The sequence below is a fragment of the Pedobacter anseongensis genome (assembly GCF_037482965.1).
Classification (GTDB): Bacteria; Bacteroidota; Bacteroidia; order Sphingobacteriales; family Sphingobacteriaceae; genus Pedobacter; species Pedobacter anseongensis.
Map to the genome: position 1 here is coordinate 476,314 of NZ_JBBHKB010000001.1, position 19,453 is coordinate 495,766.

The following is a 19,453-nucleotide window of genomic DNA, read 5'->3' on the forward strand; positions in this document are numbered from 1 at the left end:
CCAATTACATTTTTTAAAAATATTAGTTAAGATGGCATTACATATTATTAATAAAAAGTACAAAGTTTATAAAGGAGAGAAATGGGCTGAGTCTTCATTTCGAAAGGAACTTTCCAAACAACTTTTGGATGGATTTGGTCGAGGCCCATTCACTCAGGAACAGATTACGGATATCGTAAGACTATCACTGGAGTATTACAGTAACCAGTTCATCGCGTTGTGCCAAAAGCAAACAGAATTCTATTTTTATCAAAGCGTGTTGATGTTCCATGAGGATGCAGTTGAATTAGTTCTTGATGATCATGAAATAAATTCCAATGTAGTCACTATGAAATACCTGGCTATGTACCGCCGAATATTAAAATGGATTATGGAAGCTGGTTGTGAGGTGGAAATGAAAATTATAGATATAAAACCGGGCGCGAGACAAGAAGTGGAACGTTGGTTAGATCAGTTGTTATTTTTAGGGGATATGATTATGACCTGCGTAACATTGTATGCTGAACAAGGAATGATTGAAGATGTTGGAGAGCTTTATTTTGATGACAACGATCTTTACGTGTTTTCACGTCGCCATCATTACAACATGATATTCAATCATATCATCCATGAATCTGGCAATCAATATGAAAAGCAGGTTTATGATGAGGAGGGGATTGAGGATTTGCAAAATGCGATTGAAAAACACCTTGGAATTAATTATGAAAGCCAGGGACATGTTATTGCATCGATAAAAGAACAACTTGGCGATTTCCCGCAGGGCTTTAATTGGGATGCTCTACCTGAAAATTTGGAAAGACTCTTTGGTATTCCATATTCTGATGGCGAGCGCTTTTTCAGAGGCTTGACACTCGATAAACACAATAAGTTAAACCTTATAGATGTTGCCTGCAAACCAAGCAATTTGAACCGAATGCTGTATAAACCAATAGTTATTTGGAATGTGAATGGAAAGGATTGGGCAATGTTAGGGCCGAATACTTACTCTGAGGCTATAATTCAATATGCGACGAATGCCATTCCTTGGGGAAAGGCGCCCGCTGAGTGGATGGCGGTTATCGGGTTTAAAGAATATGTCCATAGTAAAGAAGATTTACACGACAAATGGTTAGATGATGCTGTCGAGGAAATATTAAGATCATCGAATGTTTTATATACCAGAAATTTAAAAAAGCTTTCAAGCAAAGGCGGCCCGATAAACATAGATGTCAAAGGACTTGGAGAAATTGACTTTCTTATTGTCGCCAATGAGGTTAAAAAGATATACATTTCAGATTGTAAACATCTAGTAACCAGGTACGACGCAGCCAGCCAAAAAAACGATTTCAATGCGTTCACAAAAAGCTCTAAAAAAACAAAATCTTACAATGAAACGATGACTAACAAAGTCGCTTGGTTTAAACAAAATATAAATATTGTAACCGAGCATTTTGGGTTGAAGCAAAAGTCATTGTCAGATTATTCAGTTGAGGGGATTTTCATACTTAATACTCCGACAATATATATGTACAATTCACAGTTTAGAATTTTCGTTGTAGATCAAATATCTTCGGTTTTGAATGGGACATTTGAAGATCAGACTTTTATTCACTATGAACGTGCAGATGATCATACAGAACTTTTGAAAGTTAACTATCCGTATTTCAGAAAACCTGGTTACCTAAAAATTGACCCGTTTGAAAATACAGACGATTTTTAACAATCAGAAAATTAATTACCTATTTATTTTACTGGATTTCTATAAGATGCCCTTGAAGTCAGTGTATGTCGGCTTTTCTCCAAATATACATTGATAATTGTGCCATCCTCTCGGATATGTACGTGATGCCAACGAAGCTGTTCCAATTGCTTTATATAAGACTGGCACGTGCCACCAGAATTCAGCATATCAAAAGTATACATGGAAGAATCAATATTGTTAATTGGGAATTCTGAGTTCTTACTGGCGATGATATATGAGTAAAGAAAATCATAGTTGACAACCACGTCCTCGTGAAATTCATCAGTAACGTCGTCAAAATCACAGCTTTCAAAACTAAAGAGAAGAAATACTAGTTCCTCAATATTGAGCTTAGCAGGATTGATATTTTTTTCTAGTTTTACCAACATACCCTTTTCAGGTATATAATCATGATAAATCCACTGTTTCAACAAATCCCTAACTAGTTTAGTGGTGTCATCAGCGAAATATTTCACGATTAGGTCGGGGAAAGGCAACAACCTTTGCTTCAAATTTTTACCATCTATCAGATGAATACCAAAGGAAAGATTCTCTCGCTTTTTTTCCAAATATTCTGAAGCACTAGCGGTAAGGTAACTACTGGTCAATATCAATAAATGATCCGCTTTTTCAGCTTCTGCCCATTCAACCTTTGAGGATATTTCACTCTGTGGCACACCCTTTTTATAGTGCTTACATTCAACAAACCAACGTTCCTGATAAGCACCGATCATGCCATTGGCTACGGTAAATATAGCCTGTATATCCCTACCTTTGTCGGCTCCACCTTGTCTCCAATTAAGGGAATGAAAATGATATTTTAACAAGAGGTCAAAACAAAGTTCCTCGAAATCTTTCCATTCCAATTTCTCAAATTGAATATCTCTATCTTCAAAAGTCATATCTGTTTAGTCGGTTATCTTTCCATCGCCACTATCGGCACTTCTATGTCTACTTGATTTGAGATGCTGATTTGATCATAAATTTCCATTTCCTTCCCTATGATTTCAAACGAGATTGCAATCGCAAAAGGTACGCCTTGACTAATATCTTTCTCCCATCCTTTATGTCCGATCACAGCGAAGGAAAGTTCAGGTGGAAGTTGGTTAGACGCAACCATTGCCCAATCTTTCTGCGTTGCACTATCTTGGCGTTTCATGTCCTTAACCACACCATAGTTACCTTGATGAGATAAAACCCATGGAATATTCCCCGTTGTTTCGGATGTGCTTTCCTCTTCTGGCTTTCCCATTCCTTTTAATACTCTTTTGCTAAACTGATCAAATGAGTCAGCCTTTTTTGAAGACTCCCAACTTAACCAGGAAGAAAGGTATGATTTGAGTTTTTTCCTTGTTCTTCGGGGATTGGCATGATATGTCAATGTAATTTCGATCATCACTTCAAAATTGTTACCCGGCCTCCTTAATTCTTCAGGAATCGTCAGCGAATATAAATTTGCCTGATAGGGTGACACTTCTCCTGTTGCCAAGAACGTTATCCTGTGCTTTGAATTTTGAGTAGCTCTGTTCAAGTTCGGGATACCATAACCGAAACGCTGCAGAACTTCTGTCGTAGGATTATACAAAAGGGGGTCTGGCAACCGCGCCGATTGTACAACCAACGCCTTATATTCCAGACTACTTAATCCTGGGTTTGTTTTTGCTGCCATGGCTGCAATATGTGTCACCTTCGGAGTTGCAAAAGAAGTTCCAATTCCAAAACCTGTTCTGTTAGGCCCTGCTTTTACAACTCTTATAGAAACCTGGTCATGAATAGTCAGTAAGGAGCTACTTTTCTCCCTTAGAAAATCTCCGCCCAATTCAACTACATCAGGCTTAACTGAATTCCAAATTCCAGGTCCTGATCTAGAAAAAGAGGATATGTCATTTTTTCGGCCAAAAGAAACCCTGTCATCATCTTCAAAATCCGCGGCGCAAACTGAACCTACAGTTAGGGAAAGTAAACTTTGACCTGGATTGGCAATTCTTGATGAAGCTTCATTCAAATATTCAGGGTAAACCCTTCCCATGTTCAGGTGATTGGAAATCCCAGGAATTGTTGGCACGACACTGTCAGAGGGTATATTTCCCGCTGAAACAATAAATAATAGGTTTCTCTCGAAAATCAACCTATCTAAAGTTGCGGCCCAGCTAGACATATGAGTGGTTCGAGCGGACACCTGTGAGTTGATGGAGAGATTGAAAATTTTCACCCCATCAAAATCATCCACGATAAACTCCATCAATTCTGCTGGGTACAGTTCTTTTGGCAGGAGATTGTCCTTGTTCAATACGCGAGCATTTGCCAGAAAAATTGATGTAGCATGGGATCCTGAATCGGGAATTTCCTCTCCATAAAGTACTGCCCCTGCAACCTTCGTTCCATGCCCTCCTTTTGCAACTAAGTCGCTGGTTGTCTGTTCAGTTTCTACGTAGTTAATCGACAAGCCATCCAAGATTGCGGGTTCAAGAAGGATATGCTTTTCCTGCAAACCACTATCAATGATGCACACTACAGGCGAATCTGGACCTGGCGCTGAAATCTCAATATGATCGAACTCGATATTTTCCTCGTCATGCCCTTTTTCCATTTGGACAACTTCGCTTTCACTTATCTCAAATACATAGGGATAGGCCCTTAAAAAATCTTTAAACCCTTGTCCAGTCATACTCGCTCGAAAGCCAAAACTATCATTAAGCTCAACAAAGCTGCTTAAAATTTCGCCCTGATAGGCATTTTCGATAAAGTCGTACAGCTGGTCCTGCCGCTCCATCATTAGTTTATCCTTTAGCTCGTGATTTATTCTTGTTTTTTCTTCCCAGTCCTCAAGTCGCTTGGTATATTTCTCGTCAGGCTCTCTACGAGTCTGTTTACGCATTTTTTTATCTGTAGGCTCTGGATTTTTGAGTTTCCATTCCTTCACATAATTTTCATAGTGTCCATCTTCTTCTTCAGCTACTTGGATAGGATGTTCATCAAACTTGACATAGCAAGCTACTGAAACATCAAGCGTTAGTATTTCCTGGTCAGCAATCCCTGCTATATACTTTGCTTTAAGGCCGTCTGACAATATATGCTCCACACGCCATTGCTCTCCTCCAACAATCTGCCATAATTTTGCCGCCTGATTTTTGGAAACGGTTTCCTGGGCAATAAATACAGCTATTTTTTCACTTAAAGCTTTAAAATTATCGCTATTGGAACCGATAATAAACCCGTCTTCTTCTTCAGAAATAATCTCAATACCAAAGCTTTTTAGCGATTCTACATCAAAATCAAGGGGATCTATTTGTAATAGTAATGGGAAAATCTCTTTAGAATATATATCGGGTAGCCCAGCTTTTTCTCTTTCCCGTAAGTAAGTCTCGTGTTCTTCTTTTACACTTGATGCGGATCCTGATAGTTGGTTTCCATGCGAATCACGATTACTTAGGTTAGCCTGGGTTTGATCCTGAACAACCTTGTCGATTGGAACGCCTTTAAACTGATAGGAACCTTGGAGTTTTTGTTTGAGTGTGAGATGCGGAAATTCAGACATTTTTATTCTTTATTATAGCGCTGGTTTTCTTGAAGTGAACGTTCAAAAAAACTATTTGTAATGGTTCCATCCCCTTGAATTACGGCAAGTTTAGCAGCATCCATAGCAACCTTGACACATAATGCTGCAGAGAACCCTTTCAATTTATCTGAAAGTTGACTTAAGTTCACCTCCTTATCCACTTTCATACTGGCCAATGTAGACTTTAAAATTTTCGATATTTCGGTCTTACTAGGCTTGTTCAACTCGATGATATCATCGAACCTTCTAAATAATGCTTTATCGATTGCTCCTTCCAAATTTGTTGTAGCGATAATAAGTCCAGGGCCATCAAAATCTTCAAGTACATTCAACAAAATGTTTACCACTCTATGCATCTCTCCAACGTCTTGCTTATTTTCACGGGATTGCGCTATAAAATCAAACTCGTCCAGTAGAAGTACGCATGGAAAGTTTTTGATTGACTCAAAAAGTTTAGTCAAATTAGACGCAGATTCGCCAAGATAAGAGGATACTACCGCATCAAATTTCACCTTAAGAAATGGAAGGCCAATATTCCACGCAATTCTTTCGGCACTCATACTTTTGCCACAACCAGGATAACCATGCAGTAAAATACGTCGTTTTGGTTTTAGACCAAAATGAGAGAGTCTTTCGCGGGAAAGAAACTCTTTCTCAATGCGTTCTATTTTTTCCTCTGTGTCTTTAGAAAGAATCATTTCGTGACGCAATTGATCCCTAGGAACCTCAATTGCCAATGGAATATTACTGCGTTTATCTGTGGGAATCAGCGGAGATGCCCCAAAAATATTCCTTAATTCCCCTTTAAGCGAATGAGCCCTCTTCACGTTTTTGGACAATATACCACTCAAACGATCTGCGAGCTTATTGTGGCCTTTTTTCCTTTCATCTTCAATAATCCCTTCTGCCACCATAACAATGTCATCAGTTTGTTCACCGTCAATCGACCGAAACAGCCTTAATAGAAGATCTTGATTCATGAGTTTGTATAATGTAATTTACAAATATATCAACAATATAGCCAAAGAATTGATTTATTGGAAGCAACACTTGCAATTTTATCATTTTGATTTGAAACTTGCATGAAAAGCTTGCTTAATTTCGGCTTATGGTAGATCTCTTATTTGAATTTTCTTCCTCCATGGAAAACTTTCTTCGGCGCTTCTTCCCGAACCTGTGCCTGCTTATTTTGCGATGGATAAGGTGCAGTTTTTTCATCTTCCCGAGCTAACGTCAATACTGGCAATTCATCAACTTCGCGCTGCACCAACTTTCCGAGCATCTTTGTCCTTCCAGTTCCAGCTCGAATGGTGGTTCAAGTTCCCTCATCATTAAAATTAAAGAAAAAATCTAAGATTCAAAAAGGGTCAAACACCTAAAGATTAGGCAAAAAGAAAAACGGGGAACAATCATAATGACCATTCCCCGTTCTAAATTAACGCTCTCATATATAAAGACGCTGGCAGGGCAGATTTATTGCGAACGCTACTTAATTTTTTTCTCGATTTCTTTCCGCTGGTTCGAGCCGTCCTTTTTGGCATCCTTGACCGCGGCAGATTTCACGTTCAATTTATCTGCGTCGTATTTGATCTCATGTTGCTGATTGGAAACCGAATTCCTTTCCACTTTGCTTCCTCTTGGCATAATCTTAATTTTTAGGTGAATGATACCATCAAAAGCAACATTAAATCAAGATGGTTTAAAAAATCTGCTTTCTAAATGCAAGTTGGAAATACGGTCTTTTAATAATTTAACGCTTCATAAAACTTCTATCTTGACCTACCATTGGCGATGTTTTGCAGATTATTATCTTCTGCGGCTTTAATATTGGACTGCCCAACATCCTGGACTGATGGCTTTACGTACTGGTCTTGTTTTAGCCCAGCCTCTTTTAGAATATTTTCGGGAATATTGGTGCTTAGAATAATGTTACCATCCTTAAGGTCCGGTAAAATCTTGTTGACAATCGCGTCTCTAATTATGGTTGTAACATTTGAATGGGCGAGCACTTTTGCAAAAGGAACCGAAAAGGAAAGTGTAGTAAATGAATCCCCAGCTATGCCATAAACTATACCTCGTTCCATCGCCTTGTTCATTTTCGCATTAAACTTGGCATGTTCCTTTTTCTCAACATGTTTGTTCAATAGGTCATCTATAAAGTGTTCAAGATTCATATCTATTGAAAATGCTTCCATGTATTTATCAGCAGGATATTGCAGTGGCGGTAGTGCCTTGCAATAGACCTCGGCTTCTTTGATCAGTTCTCTTCCTTTTTCATCTTTGTGATGATAATCTGTTGGGCCGCCATGTCCTGCATTTTCGGCATAGCCGGCATGGATATTTTTTATATAAAGATCCGCGGTGAACGCTTCTGTTTCCCTGCTCAGTTGCACACTGTGATGGATTTTTTTCAGTTCAATATTCATAATGTTTATTTATTAGCTCATTGTTTTGTTATATATCTTGATTTACAAAGCCATCATTTTGATGCACGGCAAAGCACCCTGGTCCGTAGGAACCAGGGGACATTTGCTGTTATCTTCTATTTTGGTTGTTCACAAAAAATTCGTGATAAGAACCCAGGCAGCCTTTCGGTTTATGGGTACGGATTTTACTGCGGACAGATACGGTAGTTTCAAATCGGTTGAGTGAAAAATCGTTTAGAGGAATTTTATATTGACGGTTTTTGTAGCTGATTTGGATTAGGTCGCCCGAAACCCTGAAACTGGCATCTTTACTTTTTTGCCATAAAGCGATTTTGCAATCCGTCACCTTGCCCGTAATTCCGCTTTCAAAAAGAGTATGAACTTTGGCATCGGGGAATCGTTCTTTTAAAAAAACTATCTGGGCGGCGTTTGGCAATAGTCCCAGTGCAGCAAAGGCTACAGTACAATCACCCTTTAGCCATTCAGGATTGAAATGGCAGAAACAAAGGATGTCGGCAGCGGACCCGCCAATGAACAAATGCCTCACCTGTACTGCAAATCCTTCGTGGACCAGCCAGATGCCAGATGATACGGGAACCAGGTGCAGGGCCGGCGCCCAGTATTCTGTTGCGAGGTTCCCGTGTTGGCCTTGATAAAAAAACAACAGAAAACCGTCTTTTATAGTCACCCAGCTAAAAAAATACGCCTGCACGGCGGGATTAAGTCCGGCCGGAACAAGATCGCACAAAGGAAACATCAACGAGAGGCAGTGCGCCCATAACCTCGGCTATGTTGGGATGATCGGGAGTAATCGATATGTTCTCCAACTGTCATTTCAACTTCTCTTTTAGGCTTACCTACCATGCTGTCGGCAAGTGCCTGGTTGTACCCTTTAGTATATCCTTCTTTCTGTTCATCATTGTTTCCTGCCAGATTGCGGATACCGCGGAGCAGCAGATAAGAAATTCCACCGTCCAGTAGTACTGATAATATCAGTGCCTTTCGGTCAGACCTGATTCCTTTACTGTCCGTTGCGCTGTGCTGGATACGTGTGCCGTCTTCCAGTTCGACAATACTTCCACTTTGGAATGCCTTTTTTTGCTTTTCCGAAAGGTTTTCCCCGTTGATCTTAACAGGAACTTCTACCTGATCTGGATCATAGCCGACAAATTCCCTGGTCTGCTGATCGTACTCGATGATAAGCTGCGAAAGTTTTTTATCCGCCTGCTCATAGGTTTTCTGTACGGACTGTAATGTGCCGTCCAGTAGCACCTTAGTTTCTGAATCGCTGAGCAGGGGATGTGGCTTAACCTCTTTGTAGATCGGATGTAGGTTTACCTCAATGCTACCGTCTTCATTTCTATTGAGCGATAGTTTGGCATCTAGTTGACGGATTGCAAATCCGTCCATCTTTAAATGTACCAAACTGCGCATATCTGTTCTTCTTCCAGCAAGCAATGCGTCGAGGTCTTCACTGCTCAGGTTCATTTGTCCGTCCTGGTAAAGTCCGAGCTTTTCGAGTTCTTTAAGTGGCAACTCGTTTTCCTTGATCAATGTTTCCATAATTTAACTGATTGTAATTCTTAATGGTTTAGCGTCGCACTCCGTAGGCGGCGGCTGGTTCAGTATCCTGGGTTACCGATATTTCTTTTTCAGCCGTGGTGGTGGCCTGTCTTGCATGATTTTGTTTGGCATCTAGCAGGGAGCCGTATAGCGCATCGTTTTTGGAAAGGATAAAGTTTTTTCCGGAGCCTTGGTCTTCCATCTGAAGACGTCCCTGTTTTAAATGGCCCTTGACCTTGTATGTGGTATCGTTATAGGCGATCTCATCCCCAGCAATCAGGTATTTGGAATCCGTCCTATTCTTGGGAAGATGCTCTGCTTCAACGTGTTGCACTGTTGCGGTGATTTCCCTTTTTTGTTCCAGTGCGATGAGATAGTTAAATATCTTTTCCGCATCGGCCGCCGCGGCATGGATTTCAAATGGCGTATCCCGCAAGATCTGGATCCAACTGTCTACGTATGCGGTATGCTGGCCGGGATCGTAGCCAATCCTTAATTCCTGTCCAATCAATAGGGAGGCAATTTCCGCCCGTAATTCTTCGCGGGCGTAGGCTTCGCTGCCGAATTTGTTCATCATACTGCGGTCAAGCCGTTCTTTATGTCCGGTCCAGTGTCCCAGTTCATGGAGCAATGTTGCGTAGTATTTATCCGGAGCATCAAACTGCTCCCTAATGGGCATAGTGATCTTATCACGAATAGGACTGTAATAGGCATTATCACCCGGCTTATGGATGATATTTGCACCCGATGTGGTTATCAGTTTTTCGGCCCGCTCAATCGGGTCCCAGCCAAGTTTGCCGATTTCCTGCCTTTGCAGGGCAGGTATCCCGTTTACCTGTGCGGCATTGAACACCCATGCACTGGTAACGATTGGACGGTCAAGTTTTACCGAAATCTTGACGGGTTGCCCTTCTGCGTTCAGCACAGGTTTTCCGGTTTCGTCCCTTTTGACCACCAGATCGGTGGTTTTCACGAATTGGATCAGCGAAGCTTTTTCACCCTTTTTGACGTTCCAATCGTTGGCCGATGCCTGGTTAAAGGTCATCCAGCGCGGGTCCTCATAGCCGGCAAGTATTAAGGAAAAAGTATTGATGCCCTTATATCGGTTTCCGGTAATGGCATTGTAGGGCAGCTCAAAAGCAGGAACATTGTCGCTAGTCCATGGCTTTTGCCAGGGAGCGGTTCCTGCCTGAAGTTGCTCGATAAGTTTTTCCGCAACCTGGACGTGCAGCGCCTTTGCTTTATCACTGCTCATCTTCAACCTCCTGTTCGTTATCGTCATCCTCGAGCAGTTCATCTGCATAATCCACTCCGTAAACGGCGGCTTCAGCGGCGGTGAGACCTATGGCCTGGCCAGCTGCAAGTGTATCTAACTTATCTTCCAGTGATCTTGAATGTTTTTTCATAAAATTATTTGATGTTTGGGGGCGGCTGTTCGGGCAATAACAGCGACCCTAAAATTTGAAGCGGATTGAGGTACCTGTTCCCGAAACGGATGCTGAAATGCAGGTGCTCCCCAGTTACCCTGCCAGTTGAGCCGGTTACACCGATGAGCTGACCGGCTTTTACGTGTTCATTTGGGCTTACCAGGATTTGTGAAAGGTGCCCATATATACTCTGGAATTCGCCGTGTGCAATTCGTATATAACTTCCCAGAAAGCGGTTAAATCCGGTTTCGTTCACGATGCCGTCCATAATGCTGAGAACTGGCTCGCAGCGGGCGGCCAGATCAACTCCCTTGTGTAGGTCGACCTGCCCCGTGACGGGATGGATACGCATACCAAACGGGGAATTGACCCTTAATTGCATCAGGGGAAGACTGACGTTTGCGGGTTGCTGTGCATGGGCACCCAAAAAAAATTGCGCCAGAAAAAGCAGAGTCCCCATAAAATAGTTTTTCAATTGTCGGTGCTTATCGGCCAACGCCGGCGGTGATCTGTTGCTGGTGACTTTCTTCCCTGACAAGACCAAGCTTATCCTGAAGTGAAACCGTACTGTAGGCCAGTGTCCTTTCATTGGTCGCCGCCAGTTCCATGGCATCGCGAAGGGAGTTTACCGAGCCTTTTTCCTGAAGAATGGTAATTTCCATCAGTGTTTTAAAGTCTGGTGTATCCATGTTTTTGATATTTGTCAATATATCCTGATAGAGATCATTGTGGGGTTTAAGCACCAGTAGGGCGTTTGTTGAATAAAGGCCGACCGGGCTGTTGCCAAAACCGACGTACACCTCATCTTTGGCGAGGTCTGCGCTGGTGACGATCCCGACCTGCGCCTGACGGTTTACGGGATCGTTTTCTAATTTAGGGTGTACCATGACCAGGTTCCCCGTTAAATCGTCCATAATATTAGATGTTAAGTGAAAAATTGTCTTTCAAACTAGGCTGCGCTTACTTTTTAAAGGTCTGTTTCATCACTCCTTTAGGCTGTGGTATGGTGGCATTTGGCGAAGAGGGCCTGAAGAGGCTTACAAGCTCCTGGACCTCCCGGTTGATACGGTGAAAATTCTGCCGAAGGACTTCGTCTTTCCTTCCGCTGAAATCAAAATAGACCGGTAGGTCGCGATATCCCTTCTCTTCTTTTTTGATGGCCTGCACATCTAAATTGATGCGGCAGTTGACCGCTGATGGCTGGTATTTCCCAGTATAGGTTTCTACGGCATCCGAAGCGATCAGTCCTACCATTTCACCTGCCCGCAGCGTTGCTATCTTACCTGCGGGAATTAATGGTTCGAGCTTTTCGCTCAGGGAAACTGATACCTTGCTACGGTCAATGCTCAAGCTTTCACCTTCCTGTTTTACCTTGCCGAAAAGCCTTTCCAGCCATTCCAAGGTATCCTTGTTTTGTACAGATCCGGAAAGCACATTGCCGACCACCGATGTGATCGTGGCAGCCGTTTCCTTGCCATACTGCTGCTGGAACTGTTGTAGGCTCTGAATACCCAGGACCGACGCCACCAGATTACTTCTTGCCTGGCTCAAGACCTGTTCGATGCGATAGATGTAAAGGCTTGGTGCCTCGTCAATGACCAGTCCGACGGGGAGGTTGCCCTTTGTATTTACAAGCTTGGTTACCCTATTCAGTACCACCGAATAACATGCCGAGTTGATGCTCTGCGTCGATGGATCGTTGGCAAGAACGAGAATCGATGGGTTTTTAGGATCGCTGATCTTTAGCTCAAAATCATCCCCACTAAATACCCAAAAAGTTTCCTTAGTAGCGAGGCGGCTGATAAAGATTTTAAGGGTGCCGACCTGTCCTTCGAGCTGATCGAAAGCTTTGGCATCGTAAGCAGTCCTGAATGGGGACAATAGCGATACCAGTTCAGGCTCCGAAAAAAGGGTACTGAAAATCTCATCGTATTTTAGGTTCAAAAAAGAAAGCACATGTGGCAGGCTGGAATACCGCCCATCCTCGTACCTACTAAAAAAATAGATGCAGGCAGCCAGAAAATTAATTGCTGATTGGGTAAAAAACTGGTCACTGCCACCTGAGCGGTCGCCTTTCTTCATGGCTTCGACCAAAGCTTCGGCAGTTTCGGATGCATCGGCAAGCGTCTTTAGGTACTGCCTTTTCCACGGGTTTATCCGCCTGCTTTTCTCAGGCTCGTTAAGGTTGATGACGTGGAATTTATAATCCAGGCATCTGCCATTCTGTTTGGCTAATAGATAATGGTGATAGGCAACCTTGGCAAGGTCCGGGTATTTGATATCGTATACACATAAGGTGAAAGATTTGGCAATGAACTGCTTGATGATGGGTATGATCACCGAAAAAGTTTTTCCTCCTCCTGGCACCGAAACCAAAAGCAGGCTCCTGAACAGATTTGCCAGGGGTATGAACCCTTTTCGCACCTTCTTTTTATAATAGAACAGCATCGGTATGTTCACCGAGTACGGCGTGTCTATTGGTTTTATGGGCTGCATAAATGATTCGCCCTCTATGTTCCACTTATCCTTACCCAGTTTTGAGCTGATGATCTTGGAAACATTATCCATGGCGACATGGATCAGCAGGGTTCCGGCTATCGCACTTGCGATATAGGCAAAATCGGACCAGCCGGCGCCCATCCAAATGGCGGGCGGTCGCCTTCCCTGGAACCATATCCCCGAGAAGAAGATGAGAAGTCCCGCAGCCAATGGATAAACGATATGGTTTTTGGGGTTGAGGTCCTTGTTTTTTCTGCTGAGCGTTCCTACCGAAACCAGGCAGATCAGCAGCAGGGTAAACAGCTTGCTGTAAAGTAGCTGATGGTAGAATGGTATCTTGGCAAGCCTGACAGCGAAAAAGCGCAGGCTGTATTTGTCCGCATGATCCTGAGCAATTAATCTATCGGCATAAAAAAACAGGAAGATTTCGATTAGGACAGACAAATAGATGCCAAATTGCAGGAAGCGGTGTAGGCTCTGCTGTTCTTTGGTTTCTTCCATATGTAATTTTTCTATTGGACGGAAAAAGCCGCTGGCTTGCTTCCCTGGAAATTTATAGACTGTCTGCTTTCAGTATATCGCTGTATCTGATCTGAAGGGTGAGCACCCTGCCTGAAATCTGTTTTTCGGTCAGTTCAATATTCAGAATCTTGTTACCTGGAAAGGTTGCCTTTTTCAGCACATATACGTTCCTGTACCGTTTTTTAAATGAGGTATTCGGATACAACTGCCAGACCGGACTGATTTCAACGGACTGGACATTGGTCGCTTTGGTGATTTTTTTGTCCTCTATCTTAAAGCGCTGTTCATCGATCTGATAAGACAGGTTGCTCTTGTTGAAATAGCTGATGTCCAAAAAAATGTGGTCCCCAACTGTATATATATGATTTAGCTTGGACTGTAGTCCATATGCCCTGGATTTACGAAGGCTGCCTCCTGTCGGCTCAGTCAGGATTTTTAAGGCAAAATCCTGCATTTCTTTGGAGGTCAGGGTAATTCCCGGCACTTCCAGCGGCCGGGTATGTTCCGGTAGGATATTGATCTGCGCGGGAACTGTGGGCGCAAGGCTCTCGGTGTAGCGCAGATTGTACTGTGCGATAAAGCTTTCCCCAACGATCGTAACGATCCCCGCCAAATTACCTCGTAGCTCAAAGTGCTTGGCGGAGTCAGGTACGATCTTTAACCGCAGCACATTCTTTAACGGCAGGTCTCCCGCAATGGCATTCGTGGATATATCCACATACTGAATGGGCTCAGGGGAAATAAAGTGAAGTGAAATATTTGGTCCGATAGCTATTTCGGGCAGGTCTTTGCGGCACATAACTGCCTGTTGCTGGGCATAGAGTCCTTGGGCCATCAAAAAGATGGCCATCAAAAAAACAATAGATTTCTTCATAATGAGGTGGGTTAATATTTGCTTTGGGTGTTTTTCAGTGCTTCGGGGTCGATGAGATAGACCTCTGTATTGTATTTGAGTTTTGCCTTATTGCTTCGTACCAACTTGCTGACCGCAGTGGTTGTGGACTGGAACATCTTTTGGACCATGCTCATCACCAGCTGGTTGTTGTTTTCGGCCTGTTGCTGAATGGTCAAGCCCTGGCTGGCATCGCTTCCAAGTGCTTTTGAAAATTCCCTGAAGGCAGATGCAGGCACATAAAGCCCTGGCAAGCCGTCATTGTCGTAAATATCCAGCCTGACCGGCAGGATATTGTTTTCCTGAAAAACAGAACTGATCGACAGGTTGACCCGCTGGCCTGTAAAACCTGTGATCTGGGCGTACAGATAAGTTCCTTTTTTTATTAGGAACCTTCCAGCGCTCATGTCATCCAGTAGGCGGATGCGAAGCCTTGACCCTGCATACCCTGTTATATTTTGATCTACAATGGCGCGGATAAAGCTTCCTTCTGTGACAGGTGAAATGGTATTGAAAAGCGATGCAGATGCCGAGGTTTTGGATACGCTCAGCTTTTTCGCACTTCTCATCTCTTTTTCTGCAAGTGCCATGGCTTTCTCCCTGGCCTGCTCGGACCTGTAGCCAGGATCATTCGCCTTGCCCATGCTGTCGATCAGCGACATCTGTTCCCGAAAAATCTTCATCGGGTCTGTTTGCGCTGAACTTGTGGGCTGCAGTGGAGCTGGAGGTTGCTGTTTCAGTTTGGAAAGTGCGGTTGCAAGGTCGCGGTCCGGATCATAATTCCTTACTTGCCGTGGTCTGGGGTTGGGGTCGGTAAATGAAGCATGCGTCTTGCGAGGTTCAGAAATGGCGCTGCCGTACTTGCGTTTCATTTCCCTTTCGATTGAATCTAGCATGCGCTTTTCCGTCAGGTTATAGAGATCGGGGACATTTTGCCTCCCGGTCTGTTCTTCGCCTATTTCTCCAACGGCGGTATAACCGTCCGCATCTTTATACTGCTTTCGGTAGGCATCCAGTTTATCTTCAATTCCCTTGTTCTTTACATCTTGGGAAACGTCTGCAACATTGTCCTGTAGTGTATTTCCTTTTTGCTGTACTGGTGCCTCTTTGCCGAAACTGCTTTTCCAAGCGTAAAAGAACAGGCACAAAAAAGGCAGCAGGATCAGCGGCAGCATGTACCGAGGTTGCTTAAAATTGATTTTCATAATTAATGGTTTGATTTTGTATTGAGCTCGTGATGGATGTTTTCCAGCTGCCGGATTGCATTTTTGACAAGCAGGCTGTCCTTTGCCGTGAGGCTGTCCTTATGCAGCACGGTATTGATCTGGTTTTGCAGGTCAAGTACTTTTTTAAGTGCCTGCCCAGCGCCGACGATCTTGCCTAGTCCCTGTGACATATCCGAACCGGAACCATTGATCGACGGTAGGGGCCTTGCAACCTTAACCCTCATAACGGTAAAGGCAAGTATGCCCGAAAGCAGGATACTGGTTACCATGACCGCAAATATCTGCGCGGGATACCTGGCACTGATACCCTTCCAAAAAGCTCCAATCTGACGAAAATAGCTTCCGAACTCTTTGCCGAGTTCCTTGTATAGATCAGGGCGGGTTTTAAAATGAGTTTTTCTGTACATTTTCGAGGTCTTTATTTTCCAATGTTTTCCAGCGGGTAATGAGCACCGCATGGGGGTTGTTGTCCGAGCGGATTTCAAGGTCTTTCAGATATCCCTCTGTTACCAGCGAGCGGATGATGGTAGAGCTACGGCGGTCTATTTTCTGCCGGCCATAATAGCGGAAATATTTTCGCACATCATCGATAAAGATGGAATCGGTCTGAAGGGTCAGCACCGCGCTGGAAGAAAGGATAGAATTGAAAAAGCCTTTCTCTTTGAGGTTATTATACTGTAATGCTCCGCTCTCGTCAACCAGGTACATCGCCTTTTTCATCTGGTATTCGATGTACTTATCGTCAGGGGTCAGCGAAAAAAACAGGCTGTGGAAAAGATTGACATGCGAGCGGTATTCAGCGGCACGGTTCATCTGCAGGTTGGTCTGCCTTGCCAGTAACGGTACGCTGTTCGCGTCCAGTACATATACGCTTCTGCGGGCATCGGAAACTTGGCGATAGGCAAAAAAGGAAACGATCAATACGATGGTCCCGGCCATAACAAAACTCCCGGCAGATAAAAAAGTGGCGAGGCGCACTTTGGCCTCTATGTTTTTGATAATCATTATTTTATCATTTTGGTGAGCAACCTGGACATATTGGAAGCACCGCGCCCCATCGTGGATGCAGCGGAACTGATACCTGAGGTAGATACTATCCAGGTGCTGATGCTGGGAACGGTCAGCATGGTCAGCCCGCCGATCAAAAAGGTCACGATTACGATACCGAAAGAAAGCAGGCCGTTACCTGCGAACCAGCCCAGCTTTTCTAGGCTTTCACCGGATGTGCCGACCAGTTCTTTATATCGGCTGATCTCTGCTTCCATTGCATAATGCTGGAAAAGACTGGCGACATAAAGTACCAAAAAACCGATGCCTGTGTAAAGGTTGACCGAAATAAAACGGGCAACCCAGGTACTAAAGCTGTCCCTGAACGCGGGAAGGATGCTGATGGCAACGGAAAACGGTCCGAGTATGATTAGTATGGTAGAAAAAATAATCTGTATGATAAAGATGATATACACGCAGATACGAAGTATCCAAAGCGCCAGTGTTTCAAGGATCGAGCTGGCCAGTAGTTGAAGTCCGACCTGCATGCGGTTGCGCAGTTCCACGATCGGATTCCATACCTCGGCAAAGCCTTCTTTGACCGTAGACTTGACAGATTCCCAGGCATTTTCATACCAGGTATCAGCTTCCTGTTTTGCGGTTTCGGTCTGCGCCTGAACGGTCAGCAGTTGATCGGCTACCTGCACCATAAGCTGGGCACGTTCCATGCGCAGGTTATTGACCTCTGTCTGGCTATCGTTGAACATGAGCTCGGTCTTATTTGCGACAAGATCGGTCGGATAGGCGACCACCCTAGTAAAAGTAGACCACCAGAGAATGACCATCACCAGCCCGAAAGGTCGGAGCAAGGGCATGATCTCCATTTTTTTATCTCCGGACATCATTTCGTAGGATTTGACGGCGAAAAAAATGAGCATAAAAATTGCGGATAATGCCTGTGCATCGGCAATAAAGGCATCGTAATGTGTCCATATGGTATTTTTCATCGCTTTGAGAAAATGCATCATACCCTCCTCGTACACACCGTTGCCCTGCAAAAAATTAAAGGTCTTTTTAAAGGAATCCGGCACATCACCGGGACCTGATTGCACAAAGAGAACGTTCTTAAAACCGGCGGTGCCGGTCAGTGAATTGATTATGTTCATCATGTTGATCTAAAGTTTTGATTTGCGAAGGATATCATCTGCGATCTGTTGATCGGTACGGTAGCCTTGGCTTTGGACAATGGGCTGTTGCCTGGACTTCATCTTGCTGGCCGATTCGCTCAGCGAGAGGAATTTTCTGGCATACTGTTTTTTGGCTTCCCAAGAGGTATTCAATTTTCGGTATTCCAAAAACAGGCGGTGATAGGCCAAAATCCTGGAGCCGCGGTCCACCGTGGTGTTCATGGCTCCGTCGAGGCGTTCCCTGATGCCAGCGGATTCTTCGAGGAACCAGTTGTATACTCCCGTTCGGACGAGATAGTCTCTTTCCTTTGTTGGAACATTTGATAACAGCTCTTCATCCTGCTGGTCTAGCAACGGTTCAAATTCGTGCCTGTAATACAGCATCCATAAGGGATCGGCAGTGGAAAAGATGGCAGAATAGTTAACGGCTTCGGTTACAGCGGTATTTTTTAGGGTATCGGCATGGAGCTTATAGGCATTTTCGGTATTCTGCATTGCGGCCGCAAAAGCCAGCCTTTGGGTCTGAGGCCCGACAGGCCCCAAAGGGCGCAGGTCATTTTTGGGGTAATCAGGATGCCATGCCCAGGTTAGCAGATAGTTTGGGTTCAGACCCAAAAACCCGCTTGTCGGGGTAAACTTGCTCTTGCTCCATTGCTTGAACACCATGCGTTCCTGCTGATTGACGATATGCTTGTCACGAATGATACGCTGGGCGGATACTGCCAAGGTTAGCAGGCTGAGCAAAGCGATTAAAAGGTATTTCTTCATCTTTTTATTCTTTTAAAAGTTGATAATTGCGGATTATATCATCTGCCATCCGGGCATCTTGATTGACAAAATTCCGATAGGGGTTGGCTGTTTTAAGTACGCCGTTTACTTTGGCCCAGTACATAGACTTGCCCATGCTGTAGCATAGTGCACGCATAACTTTCAGCTCCAGAATAATCTTGCGCAACAGCGCATCCCTCTTCTCATAATCCATCAGTACGTTGCTCCCTTCCTTAAGAACAAAGGCCGATACTTCACTGACCAGGTTTATCCCTCTGGATTTCATCTGGCGGGCCACATCCTCGGCGAAAAGGAGCAGGTAAGGCTCAGAGCTTGCAATTGCAATCATTGTGTTGCTTTCTTGGACGATCTCGGAACTTATCTGGATTATCTGGGCAGCGGCGATCCCACTCTTAAGGGCCTGATTGACCTGGGTAAGGGAATTATGAATGAGGGTCTGGACCAATACCACCGAACTGACATTCAGGTTGATATCGTCCAGCCCATTGCGAATGGTATTCAGATAGTTGTTATGGGTATTTTCGGCAGCCAGACGGACGGCACCATTTTCATTGACAATTGCAAAATGTCCGGGATCAAAGACCACGGACTGCGCTCTTAAGCCTCTTACGGTAAAAAGCAAGAGAATGGCGGTTATTAATATCTTATACCTCATG

21 protein-coding genes are annotated in these 19,453 nt (G+C 43.9%); 1 reads left to right on the forward strand and 20 read right to left on the reverse strand.

From position 1 onward, the window contains the following. Nucleotides 1-31 precede the first annotated feature (31 nt). Nucleotides 32-1,699, forward strand: a complete 1,668-nt coding sequence (locus tag WG904_RS02230) for a hypothetical protein (protein ID WP_339577648.1) — start codon at nt 32-34, stop codon at nt 1,697-1,699. Nucleotides 1,700-1,722: 23 nt separating this feature from the next. Here WG904_RS02230 and WG904_RS02235 read toward each other — a convergent pair whose 3' ends face one another. From WG904_RS02235 to WG904_RS02330, 20 genes are all read right to left on the reverse strand, one after another. Continuing rightward, nucleotides 1,723-2,622, reverse strand: coding sequence for a restriction endonuclease (locus WG904_RS02235; protein ID WP_339577649.1), 900 nt, complete (start codon nt 2,620-2,622; stop codon nt 1,723-1,725). 14 nt (nt 2,623-2,636) lie between these two features. Further along, entirely contained in the window at nt 2,637-5,258 is a 2,622-nt protein-coding gene (locus WG904_RS02240) for a S8 family peptidase (RefSeq protein WP_339577650.1), read from the reverse strand. Between the two features lie 2 nt (nt 5,259-5,260). Continuing rightward, on the reverse strand, nt 5,261-6,259 hold the full coding sequence (locus WG904_RS02245; protein WP_339577651.1) for an AAA family ATPase: 999 nt from the start codon (nt 6,257-6,259) through the stop codon (nt 5,261-5,263). A gap of 140 nt (nt 6,260-6,399) precedes the next feature. After that, entirely contained in the window at nt 6,400-6,561 is a 162-nt protein-coding gene (locus WG904_RS02250; RefSeq protein WP_339577652.1) for a hypothetical protein, read from the reverse strand. A gap of 203 nt (nt 6,562-6,764) precedes the next feature. Continuing rightward, on the reverse strand, nt 6,765-6,923 hold the full coding sequence (locus WG904_RS02255) for a hypothetical protein (RefSeq protein ID WP_339577653.1): 159 nt from the start codon (nt 6,921-6,923) through the stop codon (nt 6,765-6,767). Between the two features lie 125 nt (nt 6,924-7,048). Then, nucleotides 7,049-7,705 (reverse strand): hypothetical protein, encoded by a 657-nt coding sequence (locus WG904_RS02260; protein WP_339577654.1) that lies wholly within the window; start codon nt 7,703-7,705, stop codon nt 7,049-7,051. Nucleotides 7,706-7,814: 109 nt separating this feature from the next. Continuing rightward, on the reverse strand, nt 7,815-8,462 hold the full coding sequence (locus WG904_RS02265; RefSeq protein WP_339577655.1) for a hypothetical protein: 648 nt from the start codon (nt 8,460-8,462) through the stop codon (nt 7,815-7,817). Further along, nucleotides 8,462-9,268, reverse strand: a complete 807-nt coding sequence (locus WG904_RS02270; RefSeq protein ID WP_339577656.1) for a DUF4099 domain-containing protein — start codon at nt 9,266-9,268, stop codon at nt 8,462-8,464. Before WG904_RS02270 ends, WG904_RS02265 begins: the two co-directional genes overlap by 1 nt. A 28-nt stretch (nt 9,269-9,296) precedes the next feature. Continuing rightward, nucleotides 9,297-10,523 carry an ArdC family protein gene (locus WG904_RS02275; RefSeq protein ID WP_339577657.1) on the reverse strand — a complete coding sequence of 409 codons (1,227 nt, stop codon included), beginning with the start codon at nt 10,521-10,523 and terminating at the stop codon, nt 9,297-9,299. Continuing rightward, nucleotides 10,513-10,674: a hypothetical protein gene (locus tag WG904_RS02280; protein ID WP_339577658.1), complete on the reverse strand. Its 162-nt coding sequence runs from the start codon at nt 10,672-10,674 to the stop codon at nt 10,513-10,515. The genes WG904_RS02275 and WG904_RS02280 overlap by 11 nt, the downstream gene beginning before the upstream one ends. Before the next feature lie 4 nt (nt 10,675-10,678). After that, nucleotides 10,679-11,170, reverse strand: coding sequence for a M23 family metallopeptidase (locus tag WG904_RS02285; RefSeq protein ID WP_339577659.1), 492 nt, complete (start codon nt 11,168-11,170; stop codon nt 10,679-10,681). Nucleotides 11,171-11,180: 10 nt separating this feature from the next. Next, nucleotides 11,181-11,609, reverse strand: a complete 429-nt coding sequence (locus WG904_RS02290; RefSeq protein WP_339577660.1) for a hypothetical protein — start codon at nt 11,607-11,609, stop codon at nt 11,181-11,183. Nucleotides 11,610-11,655: 46 nt separating this feature from the next. Next, the gene (locus tag WG904_RS02295; protein ID WP_339577661.1) at nt 11,656-13,695 is read right to left on the reverse strand and encodes a TraM recognition domain-containing protein; all 2,040 of its coding nucleotides are present in this window, start codon (nt 13,693-13,695) and stop codon (nt 11,656-11,658) included. Between the two features lie 52 nt (nt 13,696-13,747). Next, nucleotides 13,748-14,590, reverse strand: a complete 843-nt coding sequence (gene traN / locus WG904_RS02300) for a conjugative transposon protein TraN (RefSeq protein ID WP_339577662.1) — start codon at nt 14,588-14,590, stop codon at nt 13,748-13,750. An 11-nt stretch (nt 14,591-14,601) separates the two neighbouring features. After that, nucleotides 14,602-15,813 (reverse strand): conjugative transposon protein TraM, encoded by a 1,212-nt coding sequence (gene traM, locus WG904_RS02305; RefSeq protein ID WP_339577663.1) that lies wholly within the window; start codon nt 15,811-15,813, stop codon nt 14,602-14,604. A gap of 2 nt (nt 15,814-15,815) precedes the next feature. Then, complete coding sequence (locus WG904_RS02310; RefSeq protein WP_339577664.1) at nt 15,816-16,241, reverse strand: hypothetical protein; 426 nt, start codon at nt 16,239-16,241, stop codon at nt 15,816-15,818. Further along, nucleotides 16,219-16,839 carry a conjugative transposon protein TraK gene (traK, locus tag WG904_RS02315; protein WP_339577665.1) on the reverse strand — a complete coding sequence of 207 codons (621 nt, stop codon included), beginning with the start codon at nt 16,837-16,839 and terminating at the stop codon, nt 16,219-16,221. The genes WG904_RS02310 and traK overlap by 23 nt, the downstream gene beginning before the upstream one ends. Beyond that, entirely contained in the window at nt 16,839-17,990 is a 1,152-nt protein-coding gene (locus WG904_RS02320) for a TraJ family protein (RefSeq protein WP_339577666.1), read from the reverse strand. Before WG904_RS02320 ends, traK begins: the two co-directional genes overlap by 1 nt. Nucleotides 17,991-17,996: 6 nt before the next feature. Next, the gene (locus WG904_RS02325) at nt 17,997-18,776 is read right to left on the reverse strand and encodes a hypothetical protein (protein WP_339577667.1); all 780 of its coding nucleotides are present in this window, start codon (nt 18,774-18,776) and stop codon (nt 17,997-17,999) included. Between the two features lie 4 nt (nt 18,777-18,780). Then, a complete protein-coding gene (locus WG904_RS02330) occupies nt 18,781-19,452 on the reverse strand; it encodes a hypothetical protein (RefSeq protein ID WP_339577668.1) in 672 nt (223 codons plus the stop codon). Between the last annotated feature and the right edge of the window lies 1 nt (nt 19,453).

Bases quoted from the DNA above. Each gene is read 5' to 3' on its own strand.
- WG904_RS02320 (WP_339577666.1), bottom strand. From the start codon at position 17,990: ATGATGAACATAATCAATTCACTGACCGGCACCGCCGGTTTTAAGAAC.
- WG904_RS02255 (WP_339577653.1), bottom strand. From the start codon at position 6,923: ATGCCAAGAGGAAGCAAAGTGGAAAGGAATTCGGTTTCCAATCAGCAA.
- traM (WP_339577663.1), bottom strand. From the start codon at position 15,813: ATGAAAATCAATTTTAAGCAACCTCGGTACATGCTGCCGCTGATCCTG.
- WG904_RS02290 (WP_339577660.1), bottom strand. From the start codon at position 11,609: ATGGACGATTTAACGGGGAACCTGGTCATGGTACACCCTAAATTAGAA.
- traK (WP_339577665.1), bottom strand. From the start codon at position 16,839: ATGATTATCAAAAACATAGAGGCCAAAGTGCGCCTCGCCACTTTTTTA.
- WG904_RS02265 (WP_339577655.1), bottom strand. From the start codon at position 8,462: ATGTTTCCTTTGTGCGATCTTGTTCCGGCCGGACTTAATCCCGCCGTG.
- WG904_RS02310 (WP_339577664.1), bottom strand. From the start codon at position 16,241: ATGTACAGAAAAACTCATTTTAAAACCCGCCCTGATCTATACAAGGAA.
- WG904_RS02325 (WP_339577667.1), bottom strand. From the start codon at position 18,776: ATGAAGAAATACCTTTTAATCGCTTTGCTCAGCCTGCTAACCTTGGCA.
- WG904_RS02240 (WP_339577650.1), bottom strand. From the start codon at position 5,258: ATGTCTGAATTTCCGCATCTCACACTCAAACAAAAACTCCAAGGTTCC.
- WG904_RS02245 (WP_339577651.1), bottom strand. From the start codon at position 6,259: ATGAATCAAGATCTTCTATTAAGGCTGTTTCGGTCGATTGACGGTGAA.
- WG904_RS02230 (WP_339577648.1), top strand. From the start codon at position 32: ATGGCATTACATATTATTAATAAAAAGTACAAAGTTTATAAAGGAGAG.
- WG904_RS02330 (WP_339577668.1), bottom strand. From the start codon at position 19,452: ATGAGGTATAAGATATTAATAACCGCCATTCTCTTGCTTTTTACCGTA.
- WG904_RS02235 (WP_339577649.1), bottom strand. From the start codon at position 2,622: ATGACTTTTGAAGATAGAGATATTCAATTTGAGAAATTGGAATGGAAA.
- WG904_RS02250 (WP_339577652.1), bottom strand. From the start codon at position 6,561: ATGCTCGGAAAGTTGGTGCAGCGCGAAGTTGATGAATTGCCAGTATTG.
- WG904_RS02270 (WP_339577656.1), bottom strand. From the start codon at position 9,268: ATGGAAACATTGATCAAGGAAAACGAGTTGCCACTTAAAGAACTCGAA.
- WG904_RS02280 (WP_339577658.1), bottom strand. From the start codon at position 10,674: ATGAAAAAACATTCAAGATCACTGGAAGATAAGTTAGATACACTTGCA.
- WG904_RS02295 (WP_339577661.1), bottom strand. From the start codon at position 13,695: ATGGAAGAAACCAAAGAACAGCAGAGCCTACACCGCTTCCTGCAATTT.
- WG904_RS02275 (WP_339577657.1), bottom strand. From the start codon at position 10,523: ATGAGCAGTGATAAAGCAAAGGCGCTGCACGTCCAGGTTGCGGAAAAA.
- traN (WP_339577662.1), bottom strand. From the start codon at position 14,590: ATGAAGAAATCTATTGTTTTTTTGATGGCCATCTTTTTGATGGCCCAA.
- WG904_RS02260 (WP_339577654.1), bottom strand. From the start codon at position 7,705: ATGAATATTGAACTGAAAAAAATCCATCACAGTGTGCAACTGAGCAGG.